Origin of the sequence: Bradyrhizobium sp. IC3123 (genome assembly GCF_020193625.1) — a bacterium.
In the GTDB taxonomy this organism is placed as follows: domain Bacteria; phylum Pseudomonadota; class Alphaproteobacteria; order Rhizobiales; family Xanthobacteraceae; genus Bradyrhizobium; species Bradyrhizobium yuanmingense.
This window is the reverse complement of the sequence record NZ_JADYVF010000019.1, coordinates 82,236-102,941: the sequence shown is the minus strand read 5'-3', so window position 1 is coordinate 102,941 and position 20,706 is coordinate 82,236. Positions and strand designations below refer to the sequence as shown.

At 63.6% G+C, this 20,706-nt stretch carries 17 protein-coding genes; 8 read left to right on the top strand and 9 right to left on the bottom strand.

What is annotated here, in order from left to right; all coding sequences use genetic code 11:
• Positions 1-2,170, bottom strand: a 2,170-nt coding sequence (locus I6F20_RS34590; RefSeq protein WP_225130437.1) for a M10 family metallopeptidase C-terminal domain-containing protein, incomplete at its 3' end; no start/stop codon positions are given.
• A 286-nt stretch (positions 2,171-2,456) separates the two neighbouring features.
• On the opposite strand from I6F20_RS34590, the gene I6F20_RS34585 reads away from it, so the two are divergent.
• The 3 genes from I6F20_RS34585 (at position 2,457) to I6F20_RS34575 (ending at position 5,165) form a co-directional block, all read left to right on the top strand.
• Positions 2,457-2,669, top strand: coding sequence for a hypothetical protein (locus tag I6F20_RS34585; RefSeq protein WP_346277132.1), 213 nt, complete (start codon positions 2,457-2,459; stop codon positions 2,667-2,669).
• Positions 2,670-2,786: 117 nt separating this feature from the next.
• Positions 2,787-2,975, top strand: coding sequence for a hypothetical protein (locus I6F20_RS34580; RefSeq protein WP_109143042.1), 189 nt, complete (start codon positions 2,787-2,789; stop codon positions 2,973-2,975).
• 996 nt (positions 2,976-3,971) lie between these two features.
• Positions 3,972-5,165, top strand: a complete 1,194-nt coding sequence (locus I6F20_RS34575) for a CaiB/BaiF CoA transferase family protein (protein WP_225130435.1) — start codon at positions 3,972-3,974, stop codon at positions 5,163-5,165.
• Positions 5,166-5,252: 87 nt separating this feature from the next.
• On the opposite strand, the gene I6F20_RS34570 is transcribed toward I6F20_RS34575, so the two are convergent.
• From I6F20_RS34570 to I6F20_RS34555, 4 genes are all read right to left on the bottom strand, one after another.
• Positions 5,253-6,119: an outer membrane protein gene (locus I6F20_RS34570; protein ID WP_109143040.1), complete on the bottom strand. Its 867-nt coding sequence runs from the start codon at positions 6,117-6,119 to the stop codon at positions 5,253-5,255.
• Between the two features lie 168 nt (positions 6,120-6,287).
• Positions 6,288-7,805, bottom strand: coding sequence for a tripartite tricarboxylate transporter permease (locus I6F20_RS34565; protein WP_225130433.1), 1,518 nt, complete (start codon positions 7,803-7,805; stop codon positions 6,288-6,290).
• Between the two features lie 16 nt (positions 7,806-7,821).
• Positions 7,822-8,364 carry a tripartite tricarboxylate transporter TctB family protein gene (locus I6F20_RS34560; RefSeq protein ID WP_109143038.1) on the bottom strand — a complete coding sequence of 181 codons (543 nt, stop codon included), beginning with the start codon at positions 8,362-8,364 and terminating at the stop codon, positions 7,822-7,824.
• 211 nt (positions 8,365-8,575) lie between these two features.
• Positions 8,576-9,550: a Bug family tripartite tricarboxylate transporter substrate binding protein gene (locus I6F20_RS34555; protein ID WP_192893135.1), complete on the bottom strand. Its 975-nt coding sequence runs from the start codon at positions 9,548-9,550 to the stop codon at positions 8,576-8,578.
• Between the two features lie 279 nt (positions 9,551-9,829).
• Between I6F20_RS34555 and I6F20_RS34550 the strand changes: the two genes are divergently transcribed.
• A complete protein-coding gene (locus I6F20_RS34550) occupies positions 9,830-10,183 on the top strand; it encodes a hypothetical protein (protein WP_109143036.1) in 354 nt (117 codons plus the stop codon).
• Between the two features lie 266 nt (positions 10,184-10,449).
• Positions 10,450-10,911 carry a hypothetical protein gene (locus I6F20_RS34545; RefSeq protein ID WP_225130432.1) on the top strand — a complete coding sequence of 154 codons (462 nt, stop codon included), beginning with the start codon at positions 10,450-10,452 and terminating at the stop codon, positions 10,909-10,911.
• A gap of 870 nt (positions 10,912-11,781) precedes the next feature.
• On the opposite strand, the gene I6F20_RS34540 is transcribed toward I6F20_RS34545, so the two are convergent.
• From I6F20_RS34540 to I6F20_RS34530, 3 genes are all read right to left on the bottom strand, one after another.
• Entirely contained in the window at positions 11,782-12,579 is a 798-nt protein-coding gene (locus I6F20_RS34540) for an enoyl-CoA hydratase/isomerase family protein (RefSeq protein ID WP_225130430.1), read from the bottom strand.
• Positions 12,580-12,635: 56 nt separating this feature from the next.
• Positions 12,636-13,835 (bottom strand): pyridoxal-phosphate-dependent aminotransferase family protein, encoded by a 1,200-nt coding sequence (locus tag I6F20_RS34535; protein WP_225130428.1) that lies wholly within the window; start codon positions 13,833-13,835, stop codon positions 12,636-12,638.
• Positions 13,836-13,981: 146 nt separating this feature from the next.
• Positions 13,982-15,184 carry a pyridoxal-phosphate-dependent aminotransferase family protein gene (locus tag I6F20_RS34530; RefSeq protein WP_225130426.1) on the bottom strand — a complete coding sequence of 401 codons (1,203 nt, stop codon included), beginning with the start codon at positions 15,182-15,184 and terminating at the stop codon, positions 13,982-13,984.
• A gap of 134 nt (positions 15,185-15,318) precedes the next feature.
• Between I6F20_RS34530 and I6F20_RS34525 the strand changes: the two genes are divergently transcribed.
• From I6F20_RS34525 to I6F20_RS34515, 3 genes are all read left to right on the top strand, one after another.
• Positions 15,319-16,065: a GntR family transcriptional regulator gene (locus tag I6F20_RS34525; protein ID WP_225111928.1), complete on the top strand. Its 747-nt coding sequence runs from the start codon at positions 15,319-15,321 to the stop codon at positions 16,063-16,065.
• 103 nt (positions 16,066-16,168) lie between these two features.
• Positions 16,169-19,144, top strand: coding sequence for an FAD-binding and (Fe-S)-binding domain-containing protein (locus tag I6F20_RS34520; protein ID WP_225130424.1), 2,976 nt, complete (start codon positions 16,169-16,171; stop codon positions 19,142-19,144).
• Entirely contained in the window at positions 19,137-19,565 is a 429-nt protein-coding gene (locus tag I6F20_RS34515; protein ID WP_036029017.1) for a GlcG/HbpS family heme-binding protein, read from the top strand. The genes I6F20_RS34520 and I6F20_RS34515 overlap by 8 nt, the downstream gene beginning before the upstream one ends.
• A 212-nt stretch (positions 19,566-19,777) precedes the next feature.
• Here the strand turns inward: I6F20_RS34515 and I6F20_RS34510 are convergent, their stop codons facing one another.
• Positions 19,778-20,560: an enoyl-CoA hydratase/isomerase family protein gene (locus I6F20_RS34510; RefSeq protein ID WP_036007523.1), complete on the bottom strand. Its 783-nt coding sequence runs from the start codon at positions 20,558-20,560 to the stop codon at positions 19,778-19,780.
• Positions 20,561-20,706: the final 146 nt, after the last annotated feature.

Genomic DNA, 20,706 nt, shown 5'->3' with positions numbered 1-20,706 from the left:
CATTCTTCCAGGCCACATCATAGCCAGTACCGCTCTGCTCTGCCCCGATCGGCGCCCAGCCTGTCCACATATCGACCGCGACCGGCGCACCCGAAAACGTGAGCCTGGGCCCTACTCCGCCCGCCACGGGATTGAGGAGGTACTCGTTCCCAACTTGAACAAGGCTCGTCGAGCCCGCTGCCTCGATCGTGATCGTAGGTACACCAATCAAACCATCGCCATTGAGATCCTGGTGGAACGTGGTTTCATATGATTCCAACGCCGAGTTCGTCCCAGACACAAAACTAAGGAGGTTCGTTGCGTAATTGCCATTCGAGTCGGTGCTCCAGATGTTGTATTGGCCTGTGCTCGCATTCTTCCAGGCCACATCATAGCCAGTACCGCTCTGCTCTGCCCCGATCGGCGCCCAGCCTGTCCACATATCGACCGCGACCGGCGCGCCCGAAAACGTGAGCCTGGGCCCTACTCCGCCCGCCACGGGATTGAGGAGGTACTCGTTCCCAACTTGAACAAGGCTCGTCGAGCCCGCTGTCTCGATCGGGATTGTGGGCACACCAATCAAACCGTCGCCATTCAGGTCCTGGTGGAAGAGTGGTTCATACGCTTCCAGCGCGGAGCTGGTACCCGAGGCAAAACTCAATAGATTCGTGACGTAGTTGCCATTCGAATCGGTGCTCCAGATGTTGTACTGGCCCGTGCTCGCATTCTTCCAGGCCACATCGTACCCACTACCCGTTTGCTCCGCTCCGATCGGGGCCCAGCCCGCCCACATGTCAACTGCAACCGGTGAGCCGTTATATTTCAGCTGCGGTCCCGCTCCGCCGGCAACAGGGTTAAGAGAGTAACTATTCCCGACCTGCACCAAACTGGTCGTTCCGAGCCCCTCGACCACCGTTGGCGATACGAACGTCAAGCTAGCGATCGTGCCGTCACCAAACTGGAAATACTCGACGCCGGTGACCGTATCGATGCCGTCTGGCGAGCCGTTGCGCAGATCGGTCAGCGTGAACGTCTGTGTCGTCGTGTTGTACGAGATCACGTAGCTCGCCCGGCTGCCGGAATACACCGCGGTATCGGTGCCGACGCCGCCGTTGATGGTGTCGTTGCCCGCACCGCCGGTGATCGTGTCGTTGCCGCCGCCGCCGTTCAGCGTATTGGCGATGGCATTGCCGATGATCGTGTCGTTGCCGGACCCGCCGGTGGCGTTGTCGATGTAGGAGCGCGCGTCGCCGTTATAAAGATAGGCGTTGTAGACGTTGCCCGATGCATAATGGCCGTTGCCGAGATAGGCCAACTGCACGGATGAGAACACCGACGAAGCACCGGGATTGAGGTTGATGCTCAGGTTGGTCGTGTAGTTCGAGAGGTCGTAGGTATCGACGCCGCCGCCGTCCCAGACGGTCTCGTAGATGCGGTTGGCCGAGCCGCCGACGCCTCCGCCCGGTGCGAGCTGGCCGACGCCATTGATGAACTGCTGCCCCGTGGTCGGATTCCAGGTGTAGACGGTGCTGCCGCTCTGCGTCGTGTAGTCCGCGCCGTACATCGTCTGGAGCGCGAGGATATCGTTGGCCATGTAGGTCTGCGAATATCCGTAGGCTTCGTTGGTGTAGCCGCCCGTGGTCGAAGCGCCGACATAGCTGCGATAGCTCATCACGGTGTATTCGCTGCTGTCATGCGCGCTCGGCACCGCAACGTTGCCGGGGCCGCCGGCCTCCTGGCTGTGCTTGAGGCCGATCGCGTGTCCGAGCTCGTGCAGCGCAGTGGTGAAGTAGTAATTGCCGAGCTTGGCCAGCGAGAAATTGTATTGAGTCCCGAACCAAATGTCGCCGCCGGGTGCATAATTGCCGGGATAGTAGGCGTAGGCGGTCGGATTGGCGGCCGACGACTGCGCGATCATGAGGTCGGCGCCGTTGGTGCCCGCATATTGGATGTTGGCGTTGGTGTAGCTCAGGATCAATCCGACGGCGTAATTGATCGCCGCCTGGATCTGCGTGGGCACCGAGCCAAAGCCCGACGTGGTCGGCTCGCTGCTGCCGCCGTAATAGGGATTGGAATAATCGCTCGGCGCGTCAGGAAAGCTGTAGGTTATGGTGCCCGACCATTTGACTCCCGACAGCAGGCCGTCGATCTCGGCGTTGTTAGTGGCACTGACGTTAACGGCGGTGGCCAATTGACTCTCCAAAGCAACGCGTCGTGTGATTCGCCGCGGGGGCACATGATTCTAGCTAGAGAGTTAAACGTTTGGTTTAAATGGGGCAGCGGCGTTTGCGCGGCTCCCAAAACGCTGTGTTAGCCATTAACTCCCGTATTCATACGAACGCGAGCATAGAGTTTGGTTCCCGGAACACCGTGATTTGCAGGGTTTCATGAATCGACGCACACTCCAGGCCGGCCTACTTGGTGCCTTAGTTGCGCTTGCTGGACCGTCCGATCAACCTCTCGGAGGACTGCCTGTGATGGTGGAGAGGGCCAAAGCAGACGACACCAGCAAGGCAGGGCGCGCGCCCTCCATGCCGATGGCGCGAGATCCTGCCGCTGCGGTGGCAGAGGAATATGAAGCTGCCCGCCGGAAGGGAACGCGGGAGGCCCTTGAGCTTTTCATTGCGCGCCATGGCGACGACCCGCTGGCCGAGCAGGCTCGTGCAGACTTGCAGCGCCTGTCGCGCTGATCTCTCGGGCCCGCGACAGCCATAGCATATCAGCAGGCGGCATCAGCGCCGGCCCGACTTGTCGCGTGATCTCTGGGTACTATGGTAGGCCCGCAGTCTGACCCGGAGCCTTCCACGATGCCCTTTCCGCATGCCTTGGAAGCCCTGTCGCGCTTCACCGTGTTCGATCTGACCCGTGTCCGCTCCGGGCCGACCTGCGTGCGGATATCTGCCCATCCGGACCAAGCGACGGCCCCCGCCCGTTCCAACAACAGCGACGCGCCCAACGCGGAGACGGAGAAACGCGTGGTGACGAAGTCGAGCTAGACCTGGGTCCGCGAGCTCAATGAGGCCGGCGCCCCCTACGGGGCGATCTATCGACCTAGCAGATGTTCGAGGACGCGCAGGTCAAGCATCTTGGTATCGCTGAGGAGGTGCCGAAGGATGAAGGCCGCATATCGGGAACCAGCCCCGTAGCTCTCGCGTAGGCCTAGCGGATGGTGGCGTGGCCGTCGGAATTCGGCGAGCAGCGGAAAAAGGTGCTTGAAGAGACTGACTTTCGTCGAGGAGATTGCAAACCTAAAGTCATTTAAGACACTCTAGCTCTACGGCCGGGCGTGCGTGAATCACCCCGAAGATCTTCGCGCCGTGGTTGATCCCAACTAAGGAGGGAGTCCGGGTCAAATCAAGTAGCTCGTTGGGAGAACTGGCACAGCGCTGCGCAAAGTGTAATCAATCGCCATTTCTCGGTACGATCCAACATTGGTATGTGGTATCGACTTCCGGACCCCCTTTCCACGAGCAACCGCTGTCCGTTCTGGAAGACGTGGCGCTGCCCTGATCGACAGACGCGGCCCCATTCACTGACTAACCGGGGCACCTAGCGCCGCTTGGTTTGGCGGACAACTTCAAGTATTCTCGTGGAATGAACTGGATCGGCCTCGTCGCTGCTTTTGCCCTGGCTACCCTCGTCTTCGGGATCGTATCCGATTTCCAGATGACGCCCTGCCGCGCTGGTTCGCTGTATGCGGTTGTAGGGGCCTGCTCGCCCGATCGGAAGGCTCCCGCAACCTAGACTTTTGCACAGCGATAGGTGCGACCAGACTAGACTGTTCTGGACAGGCCGCGGTCGTCCTGTTTCGGAGCAAGCGGATCGGCCCCTCGAAGTCCGACCGGCCCACCTTAGCATTCCGTGATCGACAATCATCGACGCTGCCGTCGCGACGTCCTTCCGCGTGCAGAGCGAACCAACGCCCGGAGGGACTTTGCCGCTCCCCTGTCAGCCAATATGGTAGGTTAGCAATTCTCCCGGAGCCTTTCACGATGCCCTTTCCGCATGCCTCGGAAGCCCTGTCGCGCTTCACCGTGCTCGATCTGACCCGTGTCCGCTCCGGGCCGACCTGTGTGCGGCAGCTCGCCGATTGGGGCGCCAATGTCGTCAAGATCGACGCGCTGACCGAGGATGCCGGCGCCGAGCAACCGGGCGGGCCGCGGCGCGGTTCCGACTTCCAGAATTTGCACCGCAACAAGCGGGCGATGACACTGAACCTCAAGGACGAGCGTGGGCTGGCCGTGTTCAAGCGCCTCGCCGCCAAGGCCGACGTCGTGGTCGAGAATTTCCGCCCTGACGTGAAGAAGAAGCTCGGCATCGACTACGACAGCCTCGCCGCGATCAACCCGCGCATCGTCTATGGCAGCATCTCCGGCTTCGGCCAGGACGGCCCCTACCACAAGCGGCCGGGCTTCGATCAGATCGCGCAAGGCATGGGCGGGCTGATGTCGATCACCGGCGCGCCGGGCGAAGGCCCGATGCGGGTCGGCATTCCCGTCGCCGACCTCACCGCGGGTCTGTTCTGCGCCATGGGCATCCTCACCGCGCTGCTCGAGCGCGAGGTCTCGGGCAAGGGCCAGTGGGTCCAGACCTCGCTGCTGCAGGCCCAGATCTTCATGCTCGACTTCCAGGCCGCGCGCTGGCTGATGGAGAAGGAGGTCGCCAAGCAGGCCGGCAACAACCACCCGACCAGCATCCCGACCGGCGTGTTCAAGACTTCCGACGGCTACATCAACATCGCCACCACGGGCGGGCGGATCTGGGAGCGCTGCGCGCAAGCGATCGGCGCACCGGAGCTCTATGCCCATCCCGACTATGCGACCGCCCCTGCCCGCTCCAAGAACCGCGATGCGCTCAACGCCGAGATCGAGAAGCGCACCGCGACGAAGTCGACCGAGACCTGGGTCCGCGAACTCAACGAGGCCGGCGTGCCTTGCGGGCCGATCTACGCCATCGACCAGATGTTCGAGGACGCGCAGGTCAAGCATCTCGGCATTGCGCAGGACGTGCCGAACGATGAAGGCCGGCATATCCGCCTGGTCGGCCAGCCCGTGACGCTGTCGCGCACGCCGAGCAGGATGGTGGTGCGGCCGCCGGAATTCGGCGAGCAGACCGACGAAGTGCTGAAGGAGTTCGGCTTCGGCGCGGACGAGATTGCAGGGCTCAGAGACGCCAAGGTGGTGTGAATCTCACGCGTCCCGTCTGCAACGACAAAGCCCGGCGCGAGCCGGGCTTTGTTTATTGTTAGACGCCTCTTTTGTGATCCAGCTCGCTCAGTACTTCGCGACGACCGGGCCACCAAATTGATAGTTGATGCCGGCGCGCAGGATGTGGTCGGTGAAGCGAGAGGAAGCACTGGCCGCAATCGTGGGCAACGGCGCCAGCGAGAACGGACCTGACGAGAACCGGCCGAGATCCACATAGAGATATTCGAGCTTGGCGCTCCAGTTCTGAGTGATCTTGCCTTCCACACCCGCACCCACGGTCCAGCCGACCCGCGTGTCCGACGAAGAGCTGGTCGAGGCGACCGCGACACCAGCCGGGGTGAAGCCGACGATGGTGCCCGTGGTCTTGATCTCGCCGAAGGCCACGCCGCCGGTGCCATAGAACAGCACTTTCGGCGTCGCCAGAATGCCGACGCGGCCGCGCACCGTGCCAAACCATTGCAGATGCTGGTCGAGCGTCAGAGTGGTGCCGGCAGCAGCGCCGGGGGGCAGAAAGGTCAAGCCGGGAAGACAGGCGCCGCCTGCAAGGCTGGTGGGGGCGCAGCTGAAGCCGGCCCGTCCCTTCTCGTCCGACCAATTCAGGTCGCCCTCGATGCCGAACACCCAATTCGTGCTCTGCCAGTTGTAGCCGGCCTGGCCACCGGCGACGGCGCCGTTCATGTCGAACGAGGCGCTGGTGACGGATCCGGCCGGCGGCGCGATCACCGCACCAGTCGCCGTGTTGGTATAGGTGACGTCAGTGCGCGAACGGCCCCAGCTGTAGCCGCCGTTGGCGCCGACATAGAAGCCGGTCCAGCTCCAGACCGGATCGACGATAGGCGCCTTGACATACGGCTTTGCCGCGAGATCGGCGGCCAGCGCGCCGGTCGCAAACAGCGACATCGCGGCCGCCATTCCAATCACTACCCGCTTCATAGAGAATTCCCCCTTGCACGATCTTGTGATCGAAATATACCCGCCTCCTCGCCCAAGAGCTGTGCCGCCGCGGCAACATTCGGAAACAATCGGACACGCGGTGGTATCCCGACCGAAAAGCTACCTTACATATAAACCATTGATTTCAAAAAAGATTAGCCCAGCGCCCTAGGCCGATGTCGCCCTGGTCCCATGCGTCAACCCGACACGGGCGAGGAGGTGGTCGATCACCGGCCAGAATAGCAGCACAATCGCCAGGGTTGTGATCGAGCCGACCAGGCCGTTCGACCAGAACACCTTCAGGGTGCCGCCCGAGCCGATCATCGACAGGCGGAAGGCATCCTCAGCGCGGTTGCCGAGCACGAGCGCCAGGGTGAACGGGGCCAGCGGAATGCCGATCTTCTTGAAGACGTAGCCGACGACGCCGAAACCCAGCATCAGCCAGATGTCGAACATCGCGTTCTGGATGGCATAGGCGCCGATCGCGCAGGACACCACGATCATCGGCGCCACCGCCGCGAACGGCACGCGCAGGATCGAGGCGAAGATCGGCACCGTCGTCAGCACCAGCACGAGGCCGACGACGTTGCCGAGATACATCGAGGCAATCAGGCCCCAGACGAAATCCTTGTGCTCGACGAACAGCAGCGGCCCCGGATTGAGGCCCCACACCATCAGGCCGCCGAGCAGGATCGCGGCGGTGCCCGAGCCGGGAATGCCGAGCGCGAGCATCGGCAGTAGCGCCGAGGTGCCGGAGGCATGCGCCGCCGTCTCCGGCGCGAACACGCCCTCGATGCGGCCCTTGCCGAAGCTCTCGGGCTCCTTGGCGAAGCGTTTTGCCAGATTGTAGCCCATGAAGGAGGCCGCGATCGCACCGCCGGGGGTGATGCCGAGCCAGCAGCCGATGAAGGAGGAGCGCAGCAGCGTCACCCAGTATTTCGGCAAATCTTTCCAGACGCCGAGCACGACGCGCAGCGAGATGCCCGCCGCATGTCCGCGCAGCGCAAGGCGCTCCTCCATGGTCAGCAGGATCTCGCTGATGCCGAACAGGCCGATGACGGCGACCAGGAAATTGATGCCGCGCAAGAGCTCGGGCGAGCCGAAGGTCATGCGCAGACTGCCGGACACCGTATCCATGCCGATGCCGGCCAGCAGCAGGCCCAGCGACATCGAGATGACGGTCTTGTGCTTGGCTTCGCGCCCGAGGCCGACGAAGGAACAGAAGGTGAGAAGATACACCGCGAAGAACTCGGGCGGGCCGAATTTCAGCGCAAAGGACGAGATCATCGGCGCGAGGAAGGTGATCAGGAGCACTGCGACCAGCGAGCCGATGAAGGAAGAGGTGAACGCCGCCGTCAGCGCCTCCGCCGCCCTGCCCTGCTGCGCCATCGGGTAGCCGTCGAAAGTGGTCGCGACCGACCAGGCTTCGCCCGGGATGTTGAACAGGATCGAGGTGATGGCACCGCCGAACAACGCGCCCCAATAGATGCAGGACAGCATCACGATGGCCGAGGTCGGGTCCATCGTGAAGGTCAGCGGCAACAGGATCGCAACGCCGTTGGGACCGCCGAGCCCGGGCAGCACGCCGACGAAGATGCCGAGCACCAGCCCGACCATCATGAGCACGAGCGTCTTCCACGTCAGCAGGACGGCAAAGCCGTGGAGCAGGAGACCGAGAGCTTCCATCGCGCGGGGGCTCCGCCTAGCGGCCGAGGGCCGCTTCGAGCGGTCCCTTCGGCATGATGACGTCGAAGGCGAGGTCGAAGGTGACGAACATGATGGCCGTGAACGCAAACGCGGTGAGCAGCGACTTCCACAGCGCGATCCGGCCGACGAGGCGCATGAAGCCCGCGATCAGGAGAAAGCTCGCGACATAGAGGCCGAGGAACTGCGTCGCCAGGCAGAACAGCAGCGTCGGCACGAACACCGCGAGCACGCGGCGGCCTTGCGCGCGCGTGACGAAGGTTGCGGGCGAGACGCGCCGCGCCAGCAGCGCGGCGATCAGACCGTAGAGGCTGCCGCCGGCGAGAATGACGCACAGATAGAACGGGAAATAGCCGGGCTCCGGCCCGGTCGCATCCCAGGACGCGCCGGTGCGCCAATTGTCGTAGCCGAGCGTGACCGCGAGCGCGAGCAGCAGCAGGCAGACGACGATCTCGATCGTGCCGGAAGAGACGACGGAGGGGGAATCGTCTTCGGGCGCGGTAGGATCCTCGACGACGATTTCGATATCGGTTTGGGACATGGGCTCAGATGCGAGGCTGGGGATTGTGCATCTCTTCCCGTGCTGACGGGGAGAGGCAGAGGCCGGATCCGCGGCCGTTCTCTAGAACGCCGAAGCGAAGCTCTGGCTATGGCAAAGCGCCGGGTGAGATGCTCTCTCCACGAGCTCAACTCGTCGAGAGAGCCCCTCACCCTGCCCTCTCCCCGTAAGAACAGGGCGAGAGGGAAGAGAGCTACTTCGCGACGAAGCCGGCTTCCGTCATCAGCTGCTTGTTCAGCGCATCGTCCTCTTCGAGGAACTGCACCATGTCCTTGCCGGAGAGGAAGATCGGCTTCAAGGCCTGCTTCTCCATGTAGTCCTTGTACTCCGCGGTCTGCGTCACCTTGTGGAACAGATCGACGTAGAACGCCTGCTGCTCCGGCGTGACCTTGCCGGGCAGGAACATCGCGCGCAGCATCAGATATTGCACGTCGACGCCCTCCTCCTTGCAGGTCGGGATGTCGGCCCAGGACTGGGTGTCGGTCACCTTGGTCGTGTAGGCAATGCGCTCCCTGTCGAACACGCAGAGCGGACGCACCTGGCCGGCGCGCCAGACCTCGAGATTTTCGGATGGGTTGTTGACGTTGGCTTCGGTGTGGTTGCCGACCAGCTGGGTCGCGGCCTCGCCGCCGGATTTGTAGGGCAGATAAGAGAATTTCGCGCCGGTCTTCTGCTCCAGGAACACGGTGAGCACGTGGTCCTCGCGCTTGGAGCCGGTGCCGCCCATCTTGAACGGCGCGCTCGCAGCCTTGGCGGCCGCGACGAAGTCCTTCAACGTCTTGGGGCCCGCGCTGTTGTCCCACAGCACGAACTGGTCGAGCGCCACCACGGAGACCGGCGTCAGCTCGCGCCAGTTGAACGGGATCTTCGCCGACAGCGGCAGCATGTAGATCAGCGAATAGGCGATCAGCACCTTGTTGGGATCGCCCTCGCTGGACTTCATGTACATCAGCGCTTCCGCGCCGGAGGCGCCGCCCTTGAGCGAGACCACCATCGGCTGCTTCATCAGATTGTTCTTCTGGATCGCGGCCTGCATCATCCGGGCCATCTGGTCGGAGGCGCCACCCGCGCCCGCCGCCACTACGATCTCCACCGGTTTCGTCGGCTCCCAGCCCGCAACAGCCGGCGCGCCACAAAGCGCGGTTGCAAGCGCGATTGCGGCCTTCATTCCATGTCCCACGTGCGTCTTCCCTATCTTCTTGTTTACATTGGAAATTCAGCGATGAACTCGGCCCATTGTGCTGGCGAATCCGGCCGAGTTCAAGCCATCCCGCATCATCCCGGCTATGACTTTGGAATAAGACAAGTCACGCGCTATACGAGCTGCAAGGGAGCTGGTCCTATCGGAGGCGAAGGTAGATTAATGATCTTCTTGGGCCTAAAGATCTTGGGCCCTCAGCCGTTCGGCCTTTCTGAGTTTGCGAAATGTACTTGAAGTGCTGAAGTGATGCCGCGCCTCCTCTACATCAATGAGAAATTTGGCCATGACGCAACGATCATCCTGGACAGCGGGGACGCCTGTTGGGTCTCTGTTGGCAGCAGGGGCGTCTTGGTACGCTCTCACAAGCACAGCTTCTGGGGTGGATTGTTGGGAAGCCTGCTTGGTCTGAAGCTCTATCAGGAGCGGGATGTCTACCGCGCACTCAGTGTGGCTCAAGCTCTCGCCGCGACGTTTCGGCCGGTTCCACAAATTCAATGCAGAGACGTGATCCTCAAGGCATTCTGCACAGCGGTCTGGCACAGCTCTTCACCCGCACGTGTTAAGGACGTTTTGAATGACCCGGGTCTGCTCGAAGGGTAACATTACTAGCCGCAAGCACGGCTCCTAACAGGCATTCTGTTTCGTCTGTGCTTGCAATTTCGTTTTCCAACTATATTCCTGAAAATATGAGTACCAGTAGAAAACTGAGTTTGAACCACGGCCACGAGCGGAAGAGAACGCGGTGGAAAGTGAAGTGGGGAGTTCCCGCCCGAGCCGCTGGCGGCACAGCCAGAGCAGCCGCGCTATCCGGTGACGAGCGACGCGAAATTGCGCGGAAGGCCGCCAAGGCCCGTTGGGCGAGACACTTGCCGCGGGCGACGCATGAAGGCGTCATCCGGTTTGGAGGCATCGAGATTGAGGTTGCCGTTCTCGATGACGGACAGCGCCTAGTGACTCAGAGTGGCTTCATGGTGGGCCTAGGTCGCATTCGCCCCCCCAAGGGACGTCAGTATTACAGGAGCGGCGCCAATCTCCCTGCTTTTTTGACAGTGCAGAACCTAAAGCCCTTTATCGGCGAAGAGTTGGTTATGATGGCTAACCAGATCGAATTTCGTACCAAGCAGGGCTTTAAGGCATTCGGGTACGCGGCGAACTTCCTGCCGGAGGTCTGCGATGTCTTTGCGCGCGCCCAACGAGCCGGAGTCCTAAAGGCCGTTCAGCGCAACGTTGCTCACCGCGCCGGAATTATCGCCGAGCGGCTTCAACGCTCATGCACTATGCGCCTCATAGATGAAGCTACCGGTTACCAAGAAAGTCGCGAGACGTAGACGGGCCGGGATGGTTGTCGGGCGCGAGGAATGAATCTCCGCCACATATTCCGGCTCTACAGCATCAATCTAGGACGAGGATTTGCCTGGTCAAAGACATTGCTTGATCCTGTTGGAGAACCGCTCAACTCGATTGCGAGCACAACAAACGACCAAAGCAGATCGGTTCATAAGCGAAAACCGTTTGCGCTGGTCCTGATGGGACGCCAGCCATGCTGCATTGCGGCGGTGATTTAGAGCGCATGCACCATGGCATGCAATTGGCTTGCGGTTCTCAGGTCACTCGTTGACGGATGTCGCCCAGCATCTTCGGCAATCGTTCGAGGAGTTGTACGCATGTGCTTCCTTCAAGGTGTCCTGGTGTTCCTGCTAGCCAGCATTGGTACAACCGTGTTCGCCAAGGGCGTGCCGCAGGATCCAAAACCTAGACCGCAATGCGTTGTGAAGGCCTCCGAACTACCGCCGGAAACACCAGAGGTCATGTGTCCAACTCGCAGCTCACCGGGCGGCTTTTGCGTCTGTCCCAGATTCACTAAGGACGGTGACGCAGACGGATATTTTGTTGGGACAGCAAGATAGGCAACCGCACCCCCTAAGCGGCGACGGTCTTCATTGGTGCTTGGAGGGCCCGAGGTGAAGATGCAATGCAAGCGGCTGTCTTAGCTGGAGGCCGTTCAGCCAGGCCACTACGCACCTCGAATGCGCTGGCCGCGCCTCGCCACGATCTCCAGTGACCCACAACCGGTATATTCACGCCTGCGCAACGTGCAGGCACGGGCATTGTTGAGATCGTGCTTGCCGGCGGCTGTCGGGGGGCGCTTTGGGTGGGACTGGATACGGAGGCGCTGCAGCGGGTATTGAAGATGCGCGCTACTTGCCCTTCCAGACCGGCGTCCGCTTGTTGAGGAAGGCATCCATGCCCTCGCGGAAATCCTCGCTCATATAGGCTTTCAGGATCAGGTCCTCGCCTTCCTCGCGCGAGAGCGTGCGGCGGATGCGGCGCACCGCTTCCTTGGTCGCTTCCAGCGTCAGCGGCGCGTGGCTGGCGACGAGCTTTGCAGTCTCGTCGGCACGGCGCTGCAGCGTCTCCACGTCAGGCACGACCTCATTGAGCAGGCCGAGTGCCAGCGCCTCCTGCGCCTCGACCAGGCGCGCCTTGAAGATCATATCCTTGGTGCGGGCGGGACCGACCAGCGCGACGACGCGGCTGATGTTCGACATCGACAGGCAGTTGCCAAGCGTGCGTGCGATTGGAAAGCCCATCCGCGTCGTCTCGGTGCCGATGCGAAGATCGCAGCAGGCCGCGATCCCTGCGCCGCCGCCGGTGCAGGCGCCGGCGATCGCCGCGATCACCGGCACGCGGCACTGCTCGAGCGTGCCGAGCACGCGATCGATGCGTGCCTCGTAGTCGAGCGCATCCTGCGCGGTCTTGAAGGCACGGAATTGCGAGATGTCCGTGCCGGAGGCGAACGCCTTGTCGCCCGCACCGGTCAGGATCAGCGCCTTGATCGAACGGTCGACGTTGATCTCCTGGCATATCTCCGCCATGCGGTCATACATGGCAAAGGTCATGGCGTTCCGCGCCTGCGGGCGGTTGAAGGTGATCCGCGCGATGCCGTCCGTAACGGAGTAGAGCAGGTCTTCGTTGGCAGTCGTCGGTGCGTTCATCGCGCGCTCACTTTCTTCACTACAGTCAGTCAGGCCGCCCTCAGGCAACCTGAGCCTTAGGCGACTTGAGCCTTGGTCATCGGCACCACGTCGCGTCCCTTCAGGACGTCCATGGCCGCCAATACGCCGCCGCTCCGGTGCGGGATCTTTGCGAGGTCGAGGCCCATCTCGACCCCGGCGAGCGTCCCCATCAGCATCAGATCGTTGAAATGGCCGATATGGCCGATGCGGAACACCTTGCCCTTGACCTTGTTCAGGCCGGTGCCGAGCGACATGTCGAAGTTTTCCAGCACGACCTTGCGGAAGGCGTCGGCATCAAAGCCCTCGGGCACGCGCACGCCGGTCAGCGCCGGCGAATGCGCGGCGGGATCGGCACATTGCGTCTCGAGGCCCCAGACCTTGACCGCAGCACGCGTCGCGGCGCTGTGGCGCTTGTGGCGGGTCCAGACGTTCTCCAGCCCCTCCTCCTCCAGCATCTTCACCGCCTCGCGCAGGCCGTAGAGCAGGTTCGTTGCGGGCGTGTAGGGGAAGGTGCCGAGCTTGTTGAAGCTGATCACCTCCTGCCAGTCCCAGTATGAGCGCATGCCGGGGTTGGCCTTGGCGGCCGCGAGCGCTTTCTCCGAGACCGCGTTGAAGCCGAGGCCCGGCGGCAGCATCAGACCCTTCTGCGAGCCGGCGACCGAAACGTCGATGCCCCAGGCGTCGTGCTCATATTCCATCGAGCCGAGGCCGGAGATGGTGTCGACCATCAGCAGCGCCGGATGTTTGGTGCGGTCGAGGATCTTGCGCACCTCCAGCGGCGGCGTCACGCAGCCGGTCGAGGTCTCGTTGTGCACGACGCAGACCGCCTTGATGGCGTGCTGCTTGTCGGCGGCAAGACGCTTCTCGATCTCGGCAAGATCGGCGCCATGGCGCCAGTCGCTCGGGATGAAGTCGACATCGAGCTTGAACTTGTCGGCGATGCCGCGCCACAGCACGGCGAACTGGCCGGTCTCGCACATCAAGACCTTGTCGCCGGGCGCGAACACGTTGACCATCGCCGCTTCCCAGGCGCCGGTACCGGACGAGGGGAAGATGATCACGGGCTGCTTGGTGCGGAATACGCGCTGCATTGCGGCAAGCACGGCAAAACCGAGCTCGGCGAACTCCGGACCGCGATGGTCCAAAGTCGGCATATCCATCGCCCGCAGCACCCGATCGGGCACGTTGGTCGGTCCTGGAATCTGTAAGAAATGCCTTCCAGTATGCACGGTCATCGGCGTCCTTCCCGGTCTTGCTTGGTTTGGTGGGCGCCGAATAGCACCATTTGACCGGCTTGTCCTCTCCTCCAAGGGGCCCCTCGCGCATAGCGGGCCGGCCTGCCCTCGGCCGCTCCGTCGCGACCATCTTCGCGGGCCGACCTTTACGTGCCGACGATCTTCAGATGCGGCGCGGCATTGCCCTGCGGGCGCTGCTCCAGCAGCTTCATCGCGACGTCCACGCCGCCGGCGCGGTGCGGCACGCCGGCCACCGACAGGCCCATCTCGATGCCGGTGAGCGCGCCGAGCAGCGTCAGCGCGTTGCATTCGCCGAGATGGCCGATGCGGAAGACCTTGCCGGCGACCTTCGACAGGCCCGAGCCGAGCGACATGTTGTAATTGTCGAGCACGACTTTCCGGAACTGATCGGCATCATGCCCCGGAGGCATCAGCACGGCCGTCAGCACCGGCGAGAACTCCGAAGGCTCCTGGCAGAGCACTTCGAGACCCCAATGATTGACCGCGGCCCGCGTCGCGGCCGCCAAGCGCTGATGCCGCGCAAAAACATTGTCGAGCCCCTCCTCGAGCAGCATCGCGATCGCCTCGCGCAAGCCGTAGAGCAGATTGGTCGCGGGCGTATAGGGGAAGAAACCCTTGGCGTTGGGCTTGAGCATCTCCTCCCAGTCGAAATAGGAGCGCGGCATCTTGTTGGTTCTGGACGCAGCCAAGGCCTTGTCCGAAATCGCGTTGAAGCCGAGACCGGGCGGCAGCATGAAACCCTTCTGCGAGCAGCTGACGCTGACATCGACCTTCCACGCGTCGTGACGATAGTCGACCGAGCCGAGCGAGGAGATGGTGTCGACCATCAAGAGTGCCGGATGCGAGGCGTGGTCGATCGCGGCGCGGATCTCGGCGATGCGGCTGGTCGCGCCGGTCGAGGTCTCGTTGTGCACGACCATCACCGCCTTGATGGTGCGCGCGGCGTCTTCGGAGAGCCTGGCCTCGATCACCGTGGGATCGGCGCCGCGGCGCCAGTCGCCCGGGACGAAATCGACCTTGATGCCGAAGCGCCCGGCCATCTGCCGCCACATCGTGGCGAAGTGGCCGGTCTCGACCATCAGCACCTTGTCGCCCGGCGACAGCGTGTTGACGATTGCTGCCTCCCAGGCGCCGGTCCCCGACGAGGGGAAGATCACGACCGGCCCCCGGGTCTGGAAGATCTGCTGGCTGCCTTCGAGCACGGTCCGGCCGAGCTCGCCGAATTCGGCGCTGCGGTGGTCGATGACAGGCATGTCCATCGCGCGCAGGACGCGCTCGGGGACCGGGCTCGGGCCCGGAATCTGCAGGAAATGGCGTCCCTCAGGCATGCAAAGCTCCTTTTCGGCAGGTTATGGCCGGCTCCGCCGGCTAGTTTGCATTCATTTTTTGTCCCTTCAATCGAAATCTGGTATTCGATTGCGAAGCGTCGACGCGATCAACCGGGCAAACTACTGTGCTGCAAATGAAATCCACGATTCCCGACACCGGGGTTCCGATCACCCCGTCCGCCGGCAATGGCGAGCGCCAGGAAAACCGTCACGAGGCCTCGCTGCATGGCGAGATCCTGCTGCGGCTGCGCGATTACGTGGTCGAAGGCAATATTCCCGAAGGCGCGCGCGTTCCCGAGCGGCAACTCTGCGAGATGCTCGGCATCTCCCGCACGCCGTTGCGCGAGGCGCTCAAGGTGCTCGCCGCCGAGGGCCTGATCGAGCTACTGCCCAACCGCGGCGCGCGCGTGCGCCAGCTCAGCCAGCGCGACCTCGAAGAACTGTTCGACGTCATGGCGGGCCTGGAAAGCCTGGCGGGGCGCCTCGCCTGCGAAGCCATAACGGATGCGGAAATCACGGCGATCGAGCAGCTGCACTACGAGATGTACGGCCATTACCTGCATCGCGACATGCACGGCTATTTCCAGGCCAACCAGCGCATCCACGAGAGCATCGTCGATGCCGCGCGCAACGATACGCTGAAGATTGCCTACGCCAATTTCGCCGGCCGGATCCGACGCGTCCGCTACTCCGCCAATTTCGCCCGCAAGCGGCAGCGCTGGGCGGAAGCCATGCGCGAGCACGAGGCCATCCTCGATGCGCTGCGCCGCCGCGCCGGGAGCGAGCTCAGCGACATCCTGTTCCAGCATCTGCGCAACAAACGGACGGCAGCGATCGAGCACCTGACCGAACCCCAAGAGGGCGCGCCGGCATCGCCTTGAAGGCGCCAGGCTTGCTCATTTTGCATTCACAATATAGTCGATCAGGAACCACAATGAATATCCCAGCAAGGCTGAGCCTCGCCGGGTCAGTCCGGGATCAGGGATGACGAACGCCTCCTCGCTCGAACGGCGCCTGCGGTCGGAATTGACCGGCGACGTGCTGTTCGACGGCTTCAGCCGCGGCCGCTACGCCACCGACGCCTCGTTCTACCAGATCATGCCGGCTGGCGTGGTGGTCCCGAAGACCATGGGCCAGGCCTTGCGGGCGCTGGCGATTGCGCGCGACGAGGGGCTGAAGGTCACCCCGCGCGGCGGCGGCACCTCGCAATGCGGCCAGACCGTCAATGACGGCCTCGTGATCGATCTATCCAAGCACCTCAACCAGATCCTGTCGCTCGATGTCGAAGGCCGCACCTGCGTAGTCGAGCCCGGCATCGTGCTCGACGACCTCAACCGTCAGCTCAAAAAGCACAGCCTGTGGTTTCCGGTTGACGTCTCCACGGCCTCCCGCGCCACCATCGGCGGCATGGCTGGCAACAATTCCTGTGGCGGCCGCTCGCTGCGCTACGGCACCATGCGGGACAACACGCTGTCGGTGGAGGCATCGCTCGCCGACGGCACGCTGGGCCGTTTTGGCGAGGTCGCGCGCGATCTCTCCGACCTCGAGGTGAGCGACAGCACCCGTGCCCTGTTCCGCGACATGCTCGACCTTGGCACCCGCGAGGCCGACGAGATCGCCGCGCGCTTCCCAAAGGTGCAGCGGCGCGTCGGTGGCTATAATCTCGATGCGCTGGTGCCGCGCAATGCACCGAACAACATGGCGCATCTGTTGGTCGGCTCCGAAGGCACCCTCGCCTTCACCACCAAGGTCGAGCTGAAGCTTTGGCCCGTGATCCGCAACAAGGCGCTCGGCGTCTGCCATTTCGGCAGCTTCTACGAGGCGATGGATGCGGCCCAGCACCTCGTCAAGCTCAAGCCGATTGCGGTCGAGCTGGTCGACCGCACCATGATCGCGCTCGGCCGCGACATTGCGATGTTCGCACCCGTCATCTCCGCGGCGATCAAGGGCGATCCGGACGCCGTGCTGGTGGTCGAATTCGCCGAAGAGGACCAAGCCGACAACCTCGTGCGCCTCAAGCAGCTCGGTGAGCTGATGGCGGATCTCGGCTTCGGCTGGAACAACGACACGCGCAAATGGGGCGGCGTGGTCGAGATCACCGAACCCGCGCTGCAGAGCGGCATCGCCGATTTCCGCGCGGCCGGCCTCAACGTGATGATGTCGATGAAGCAGGAGGGCAAGCCGGTCTCCTTCGTCGAAGACTGCGCGGTGCCGCTGCCGCACCTCGCCGACTACACCGCGCGGCTGAACGAAGTCTTCGCCAAGCACGGCACCAGCGGCACGATGTACGCGCACGCCTCCGAAGGCTGCCTGCATGTGCGCCCCGTTCTGAACCTGAAGCTGGAGAAGGACGTCAAGGCGATGCGCGCCATCGCCGAAGAGGCTTTTGCGCTGGTGCGCGAGTACAAAGGCTCGCATTCCGGCGAGCACGGCGACGGGCTGGTGCGCTCCGAATTCCACGAGGCCATGTTCGGCGAGCGCCTCGTCGCCGACTTCAGGGAGGTGAAGCAGCGCTTCGATCCCGGCGGCGTGCTCAATCCCGGCAAGATCGTCGATGCGCCCAGGATGGACGACCGCTCGCTGTTCCGCTTCAAGCCCGACTATCGGGTCGGCGAGCTGAAGACGAAGCTCGACTGGTCGGCTTATCCCGGCGCCGGCGGCGGTTTCCAGGGCGCGGTCGAGATGTGCAACAACAACGGCGCCTGCCGCAAGCTCGAGGGCGGTGTGATGTGCCCGTCCTATCGCGCCACGCGCGACGAGAAGGACGTTACCCGCGGCCGCGCCAATACGCTGCGGCTTGCGATCTCCGGCCAGCTCGGCCCGGATGCGCTCTCTTCCGACGAGATGATGGAGACGCTCAAACTCTGCGTCTCCTGCAAGGCCTGCCGCCATGAATGCCCGACCGGCGTCGACATGGCCAAGATGAAGATCGAGGTGCTCGCGGCGCGCGCCGCCAGCCGCGGCCTGACGCTGCGCGACCGGCTGGTTGCATATCTGCCGCGCTATGCCGGCCTTGCTTCGCGCTTGGCGCCGCTGGCTAATTTGCGCAACGGCAGCCCGCTGCTGCGAAAGCTGTTCGAGCGCTTCGCCGGCATCAGCTCGCGCCGGGCCCTCCCCGCCTTTCGCCGCGATGTGTTCGTGCCGCCGTCCGAAAGCGTCGGGCCTACGGACGGTCGCGAGGTCGTGCTGTTCACTGATACCTTCAACCGCATCTATGAGCGCGAGAATCTCGACGCCGCGCTGCGCGTGCTCACGGCCGGCGGCTATCGCGTGCATCTGCCGAAGCCGGTGAGCGGGAGCCGTCCGCTGTGCTGCGGCCGCACCTTCCTTTCTGCCGGCCTTGTCGACGAAGCCAAGGTCGAGATCGACCGGCTGGTCTCGGCTTTCGCACCCTATGCAGCGCGCGGCGTGCCGATCGTCGGCCTCGAGCCGAGCTGCCTCCTGACGCTGCGCGACGAGCTCGCTTCGCTGCGCAAGGACGACGACGCCAAGGCGATCGGCGCCCATGCGCTGACCTTCGAGGAGTTTCTGGTGCGCGAGGCCGAGGCCGGCCGGCTGCAACTGCCGCTCGGCAGCGTCGCCGACAAGGCCGTGGTGCACGGCCATTGCCATCAGAAATCCTTCGGCGCCTTCAAGCCGGTCGAGCAGGTGCTGCGCCTCGTCCCGGGGCTGAAGGTCGAGACCATCGAGTCGAGCTGTTGCGGCATGGCCGGCGCATTCGGCTATGGTGCGGATACCTACGATGCCTCGATCGAGATGGCCGAGCTTTCACTGCTGCCGGCCGTGCGGCGCGCGGACCCGGATACGCTGATCGTCGCCGACGGCACCTCCTGCCGTCACCAGATCCACGACGGCGCCCAGCGCGAGGCGCTTCACGTCGCGCGCGTGCTGGCCATGAGTCTTGATCGTTTCAAGTCCAACGCCACTTCTCCAGCTGCAAAGGAAACCAGCCATGGCTGACCTCACCCTCGACACCGCCCGAAAAATCCTCGACGCCGCCTTCGCGAAGGCCGGCGAGCTCAAGCTGAAGCCGCTGGTCGTCACCATCCTGGACGCGCGCGGCGTGCTCAAGCTCGCGGCCGCGCAGGACGGCACCAGCCTGATGCGCGCCGACATCGCGCATGGCAAGGCCTATGGCGCGCTCGCCATGGGCATGGGCTCGCGCGCTTTGTTCCAGCGCGCGCAGGAGCAGGCCTATTTCATCGATGCCGTGAACACGATCGCCAAGGGCGCGCTGGTGCCGGTCCCCGGCGGCGTGCTGATCATGGATGGCACCACCCTGCTCGGCGCGGTCGGCGTCTCCGGCGATACGTCCGACAATGACGAAGCCTGCGCGGTGGCGGGGATTCAGGCGGCGGGACTGAAGGCGAACGCGGGGTGAGATTGTCATTCCGGGGCGCGCCCCTTGGCGCGAGCCCGGAATCCATTTCTCCGCATCACTTGCTGCACGATGGATTCCGGGCTCGCGCTACGCGCGCCCCGGAATGACGGCGGAGGATGCGGCTACATTCTAGTTCGTGCCGCCCTGGGTCCCGGCTCTGCGCAGCGACGCCGACGCGTTGCGGCGCGTCCGGGACGCGAGAGCGGATCCCCTCACCTCCCCGTCCAGACCGGCTTCCGCTTCTCGCTGAACGCTTTCAACCCTTCCTTGGCGTCCTCGGTCATCGCGAGCAGTGCGATCTGGCTTTCGGTATAGGCGATGCTCTCGTCGAACGACATCGAGGCGATCGCGCGCATGGCGTATTTGCCGCGGCGGATCGCGGTCGGGGATTTGTCGACGATGCGGGCGATCAGCCAGTCAACCTTGGCATCTAACTCGGCGGCCGGCACGATGTAGTTGAGCAGGCCAGCGGCCTGCGCGGCCCTGGCGTCGAACGGCTCGCCCGTGAGCGCCCATTCGTTGACGAGACGGGGCGGAGCGATGCGCTGCAGCAGGCTCAGCACCTGCATCGGGAACACGCCGACCTTCACCTCCGGCAGGCCGAAGACGACGTGATCGGCCGCAACCGCCATGTCGGTCATGCACAGAAGGCCCATGCCGCCGGCCATGCAGACGCCACTGAGGCGCGCAATCGCCGGCTTCGTGGCGTTCTGTGACAAACGTAACAGATCGGCATAGTCGACATTTGGTTTGGAATGATCCATCGCGAAAGCCGCGCCGGAATTCTGCAAGTCGGCGCCCGCGCAGAACGCCTTGTCGCCCGCGCCCGTCAGCACGATGACGCGGACGTCCTTGTCCTCATGCGCGTCGCGATAGGCTCTTGTGATCCCGGCGATGACCTCGCCGTTCAGCGCGTTGCGTTTCTCCGGCCGGTTGATGGTGATCCAGAACGCCTGCCCGCGCTTCTCGGTGATGACGGCTGTGGTGTCGGTCATGACATGCTCGCTCGCTTGGTCCCGTTTTGCAGCCATTTGCGGCAGGACCGGCGGCGCGCGCAAGGGCAATCTGCAGGGTCGCCTCACCATAGCGTGTGGGCGCAACTTCGCTTCGCGATTGAACTGGGGCTTGCGCGCGCTATCCT

Coding starts and splice junctions, on each gene's coding strand:
- I6F20_RS34585 (WP_346277132.1), top strand. CDS start 2,457: ATGGTGGAGAGGGCCAAAGCAGACGACACCAGCAAGGCAGGGCGCGCG.
- I6F20_RS34580 (WP_109143042.1), top strand. CDS start 2,787: ATGCCCTTTCCGCATGCCTTGGAAGCCCTGTCGCGCTTCACCGTGTTC.
- I6F20_RS34575 (WP_225130435.1), top strand. CDS start 3,972: ATGCCCTTTCCGCATGCCTCGGAAGCCCTGTCGCGCTTCACCGTGCTC.
- I6F20_RS34570 (WP_109143040.1), bottom strand. CDS start 6,119: ATGAAGCGGGTAGTGATTGGAATGGCGGCCGCGATGTCGCTGTTTGCG.
- I6F20_RS34565 (WP_225130433.1), bottom strand. CDS start 7,805: ATGGAAGCTCTCGGTCTCCTGCTCCACGGCTTTGCCGTCCTGCTGACG.
- I6F20_RS34560 (WP_109143038.1), bottom strand. CDS start 8,364: ATGTCCCAAACCGATATCGAAATCGTCGTCGAGGATCCTACCGCGCCC.
- I6F20_RS34555 (WP_192893135.1), bottom strand. CDS start 9,550: ATGAAGGCCGCAATCGCGCTTGCAACCGCGCTTTGTGGCGCGCCGGCT.
- I6F20_RS34550 (WP_109143036.1), top strand. CDS start 9,830: ATGCCGCGCCTCCTCTACATCAATGAGAAATTTGGCCATGACGCAACG.
- I6F20_RS34540 (WP_225130430.1), bottom strand. CDS start 12,579: ATGAACGCACCGACGACTGCCAACGAAGACCTGCTCTACTCCGTTACG.
- I6F20_RS34535 (WP_225130428.1), bottom strand. CDS start 13,835: ATGACCGTGCATACTGGAAGGCATTTCTTACAGATTCCAGGACCGACC.
- I6F20_RS34530 (WP_225130426.1), bottom strand. CDS start 15,184: ATGCCTGAGGGACGCCATTTCCTGCAGATTCCGGGCCCGAGCCCGGTC.
- I6F20_RS34525 (WP_225111928.1), top strand. CDS start 15,319: ATGAAATCCACGATTCCCGACACCGGGGTTCCGATCACCCCGTCCGCC.
- I6F20_RS34520 (WP_225130424.1), top strand. CDS start 16,169: ATGACGAACGCCTCCTCGCTCGAACGGCGCCTGCGGTCGGAATTGACC.
- I6F20_RS34515 (WP_036029017.1), top strand. CDS start 19,137: ATGGCTGACCTCACCCTCGACACCGCCCGAAAAATCCTCGACGCCGCC.
- I6F20_RS34510 (WP_036007523.1), bottom strand. CDS start 20,560: ATGACCGACACCACAGCCGTCATCACCGAGAAGCGCGGGCAGGCGTTC.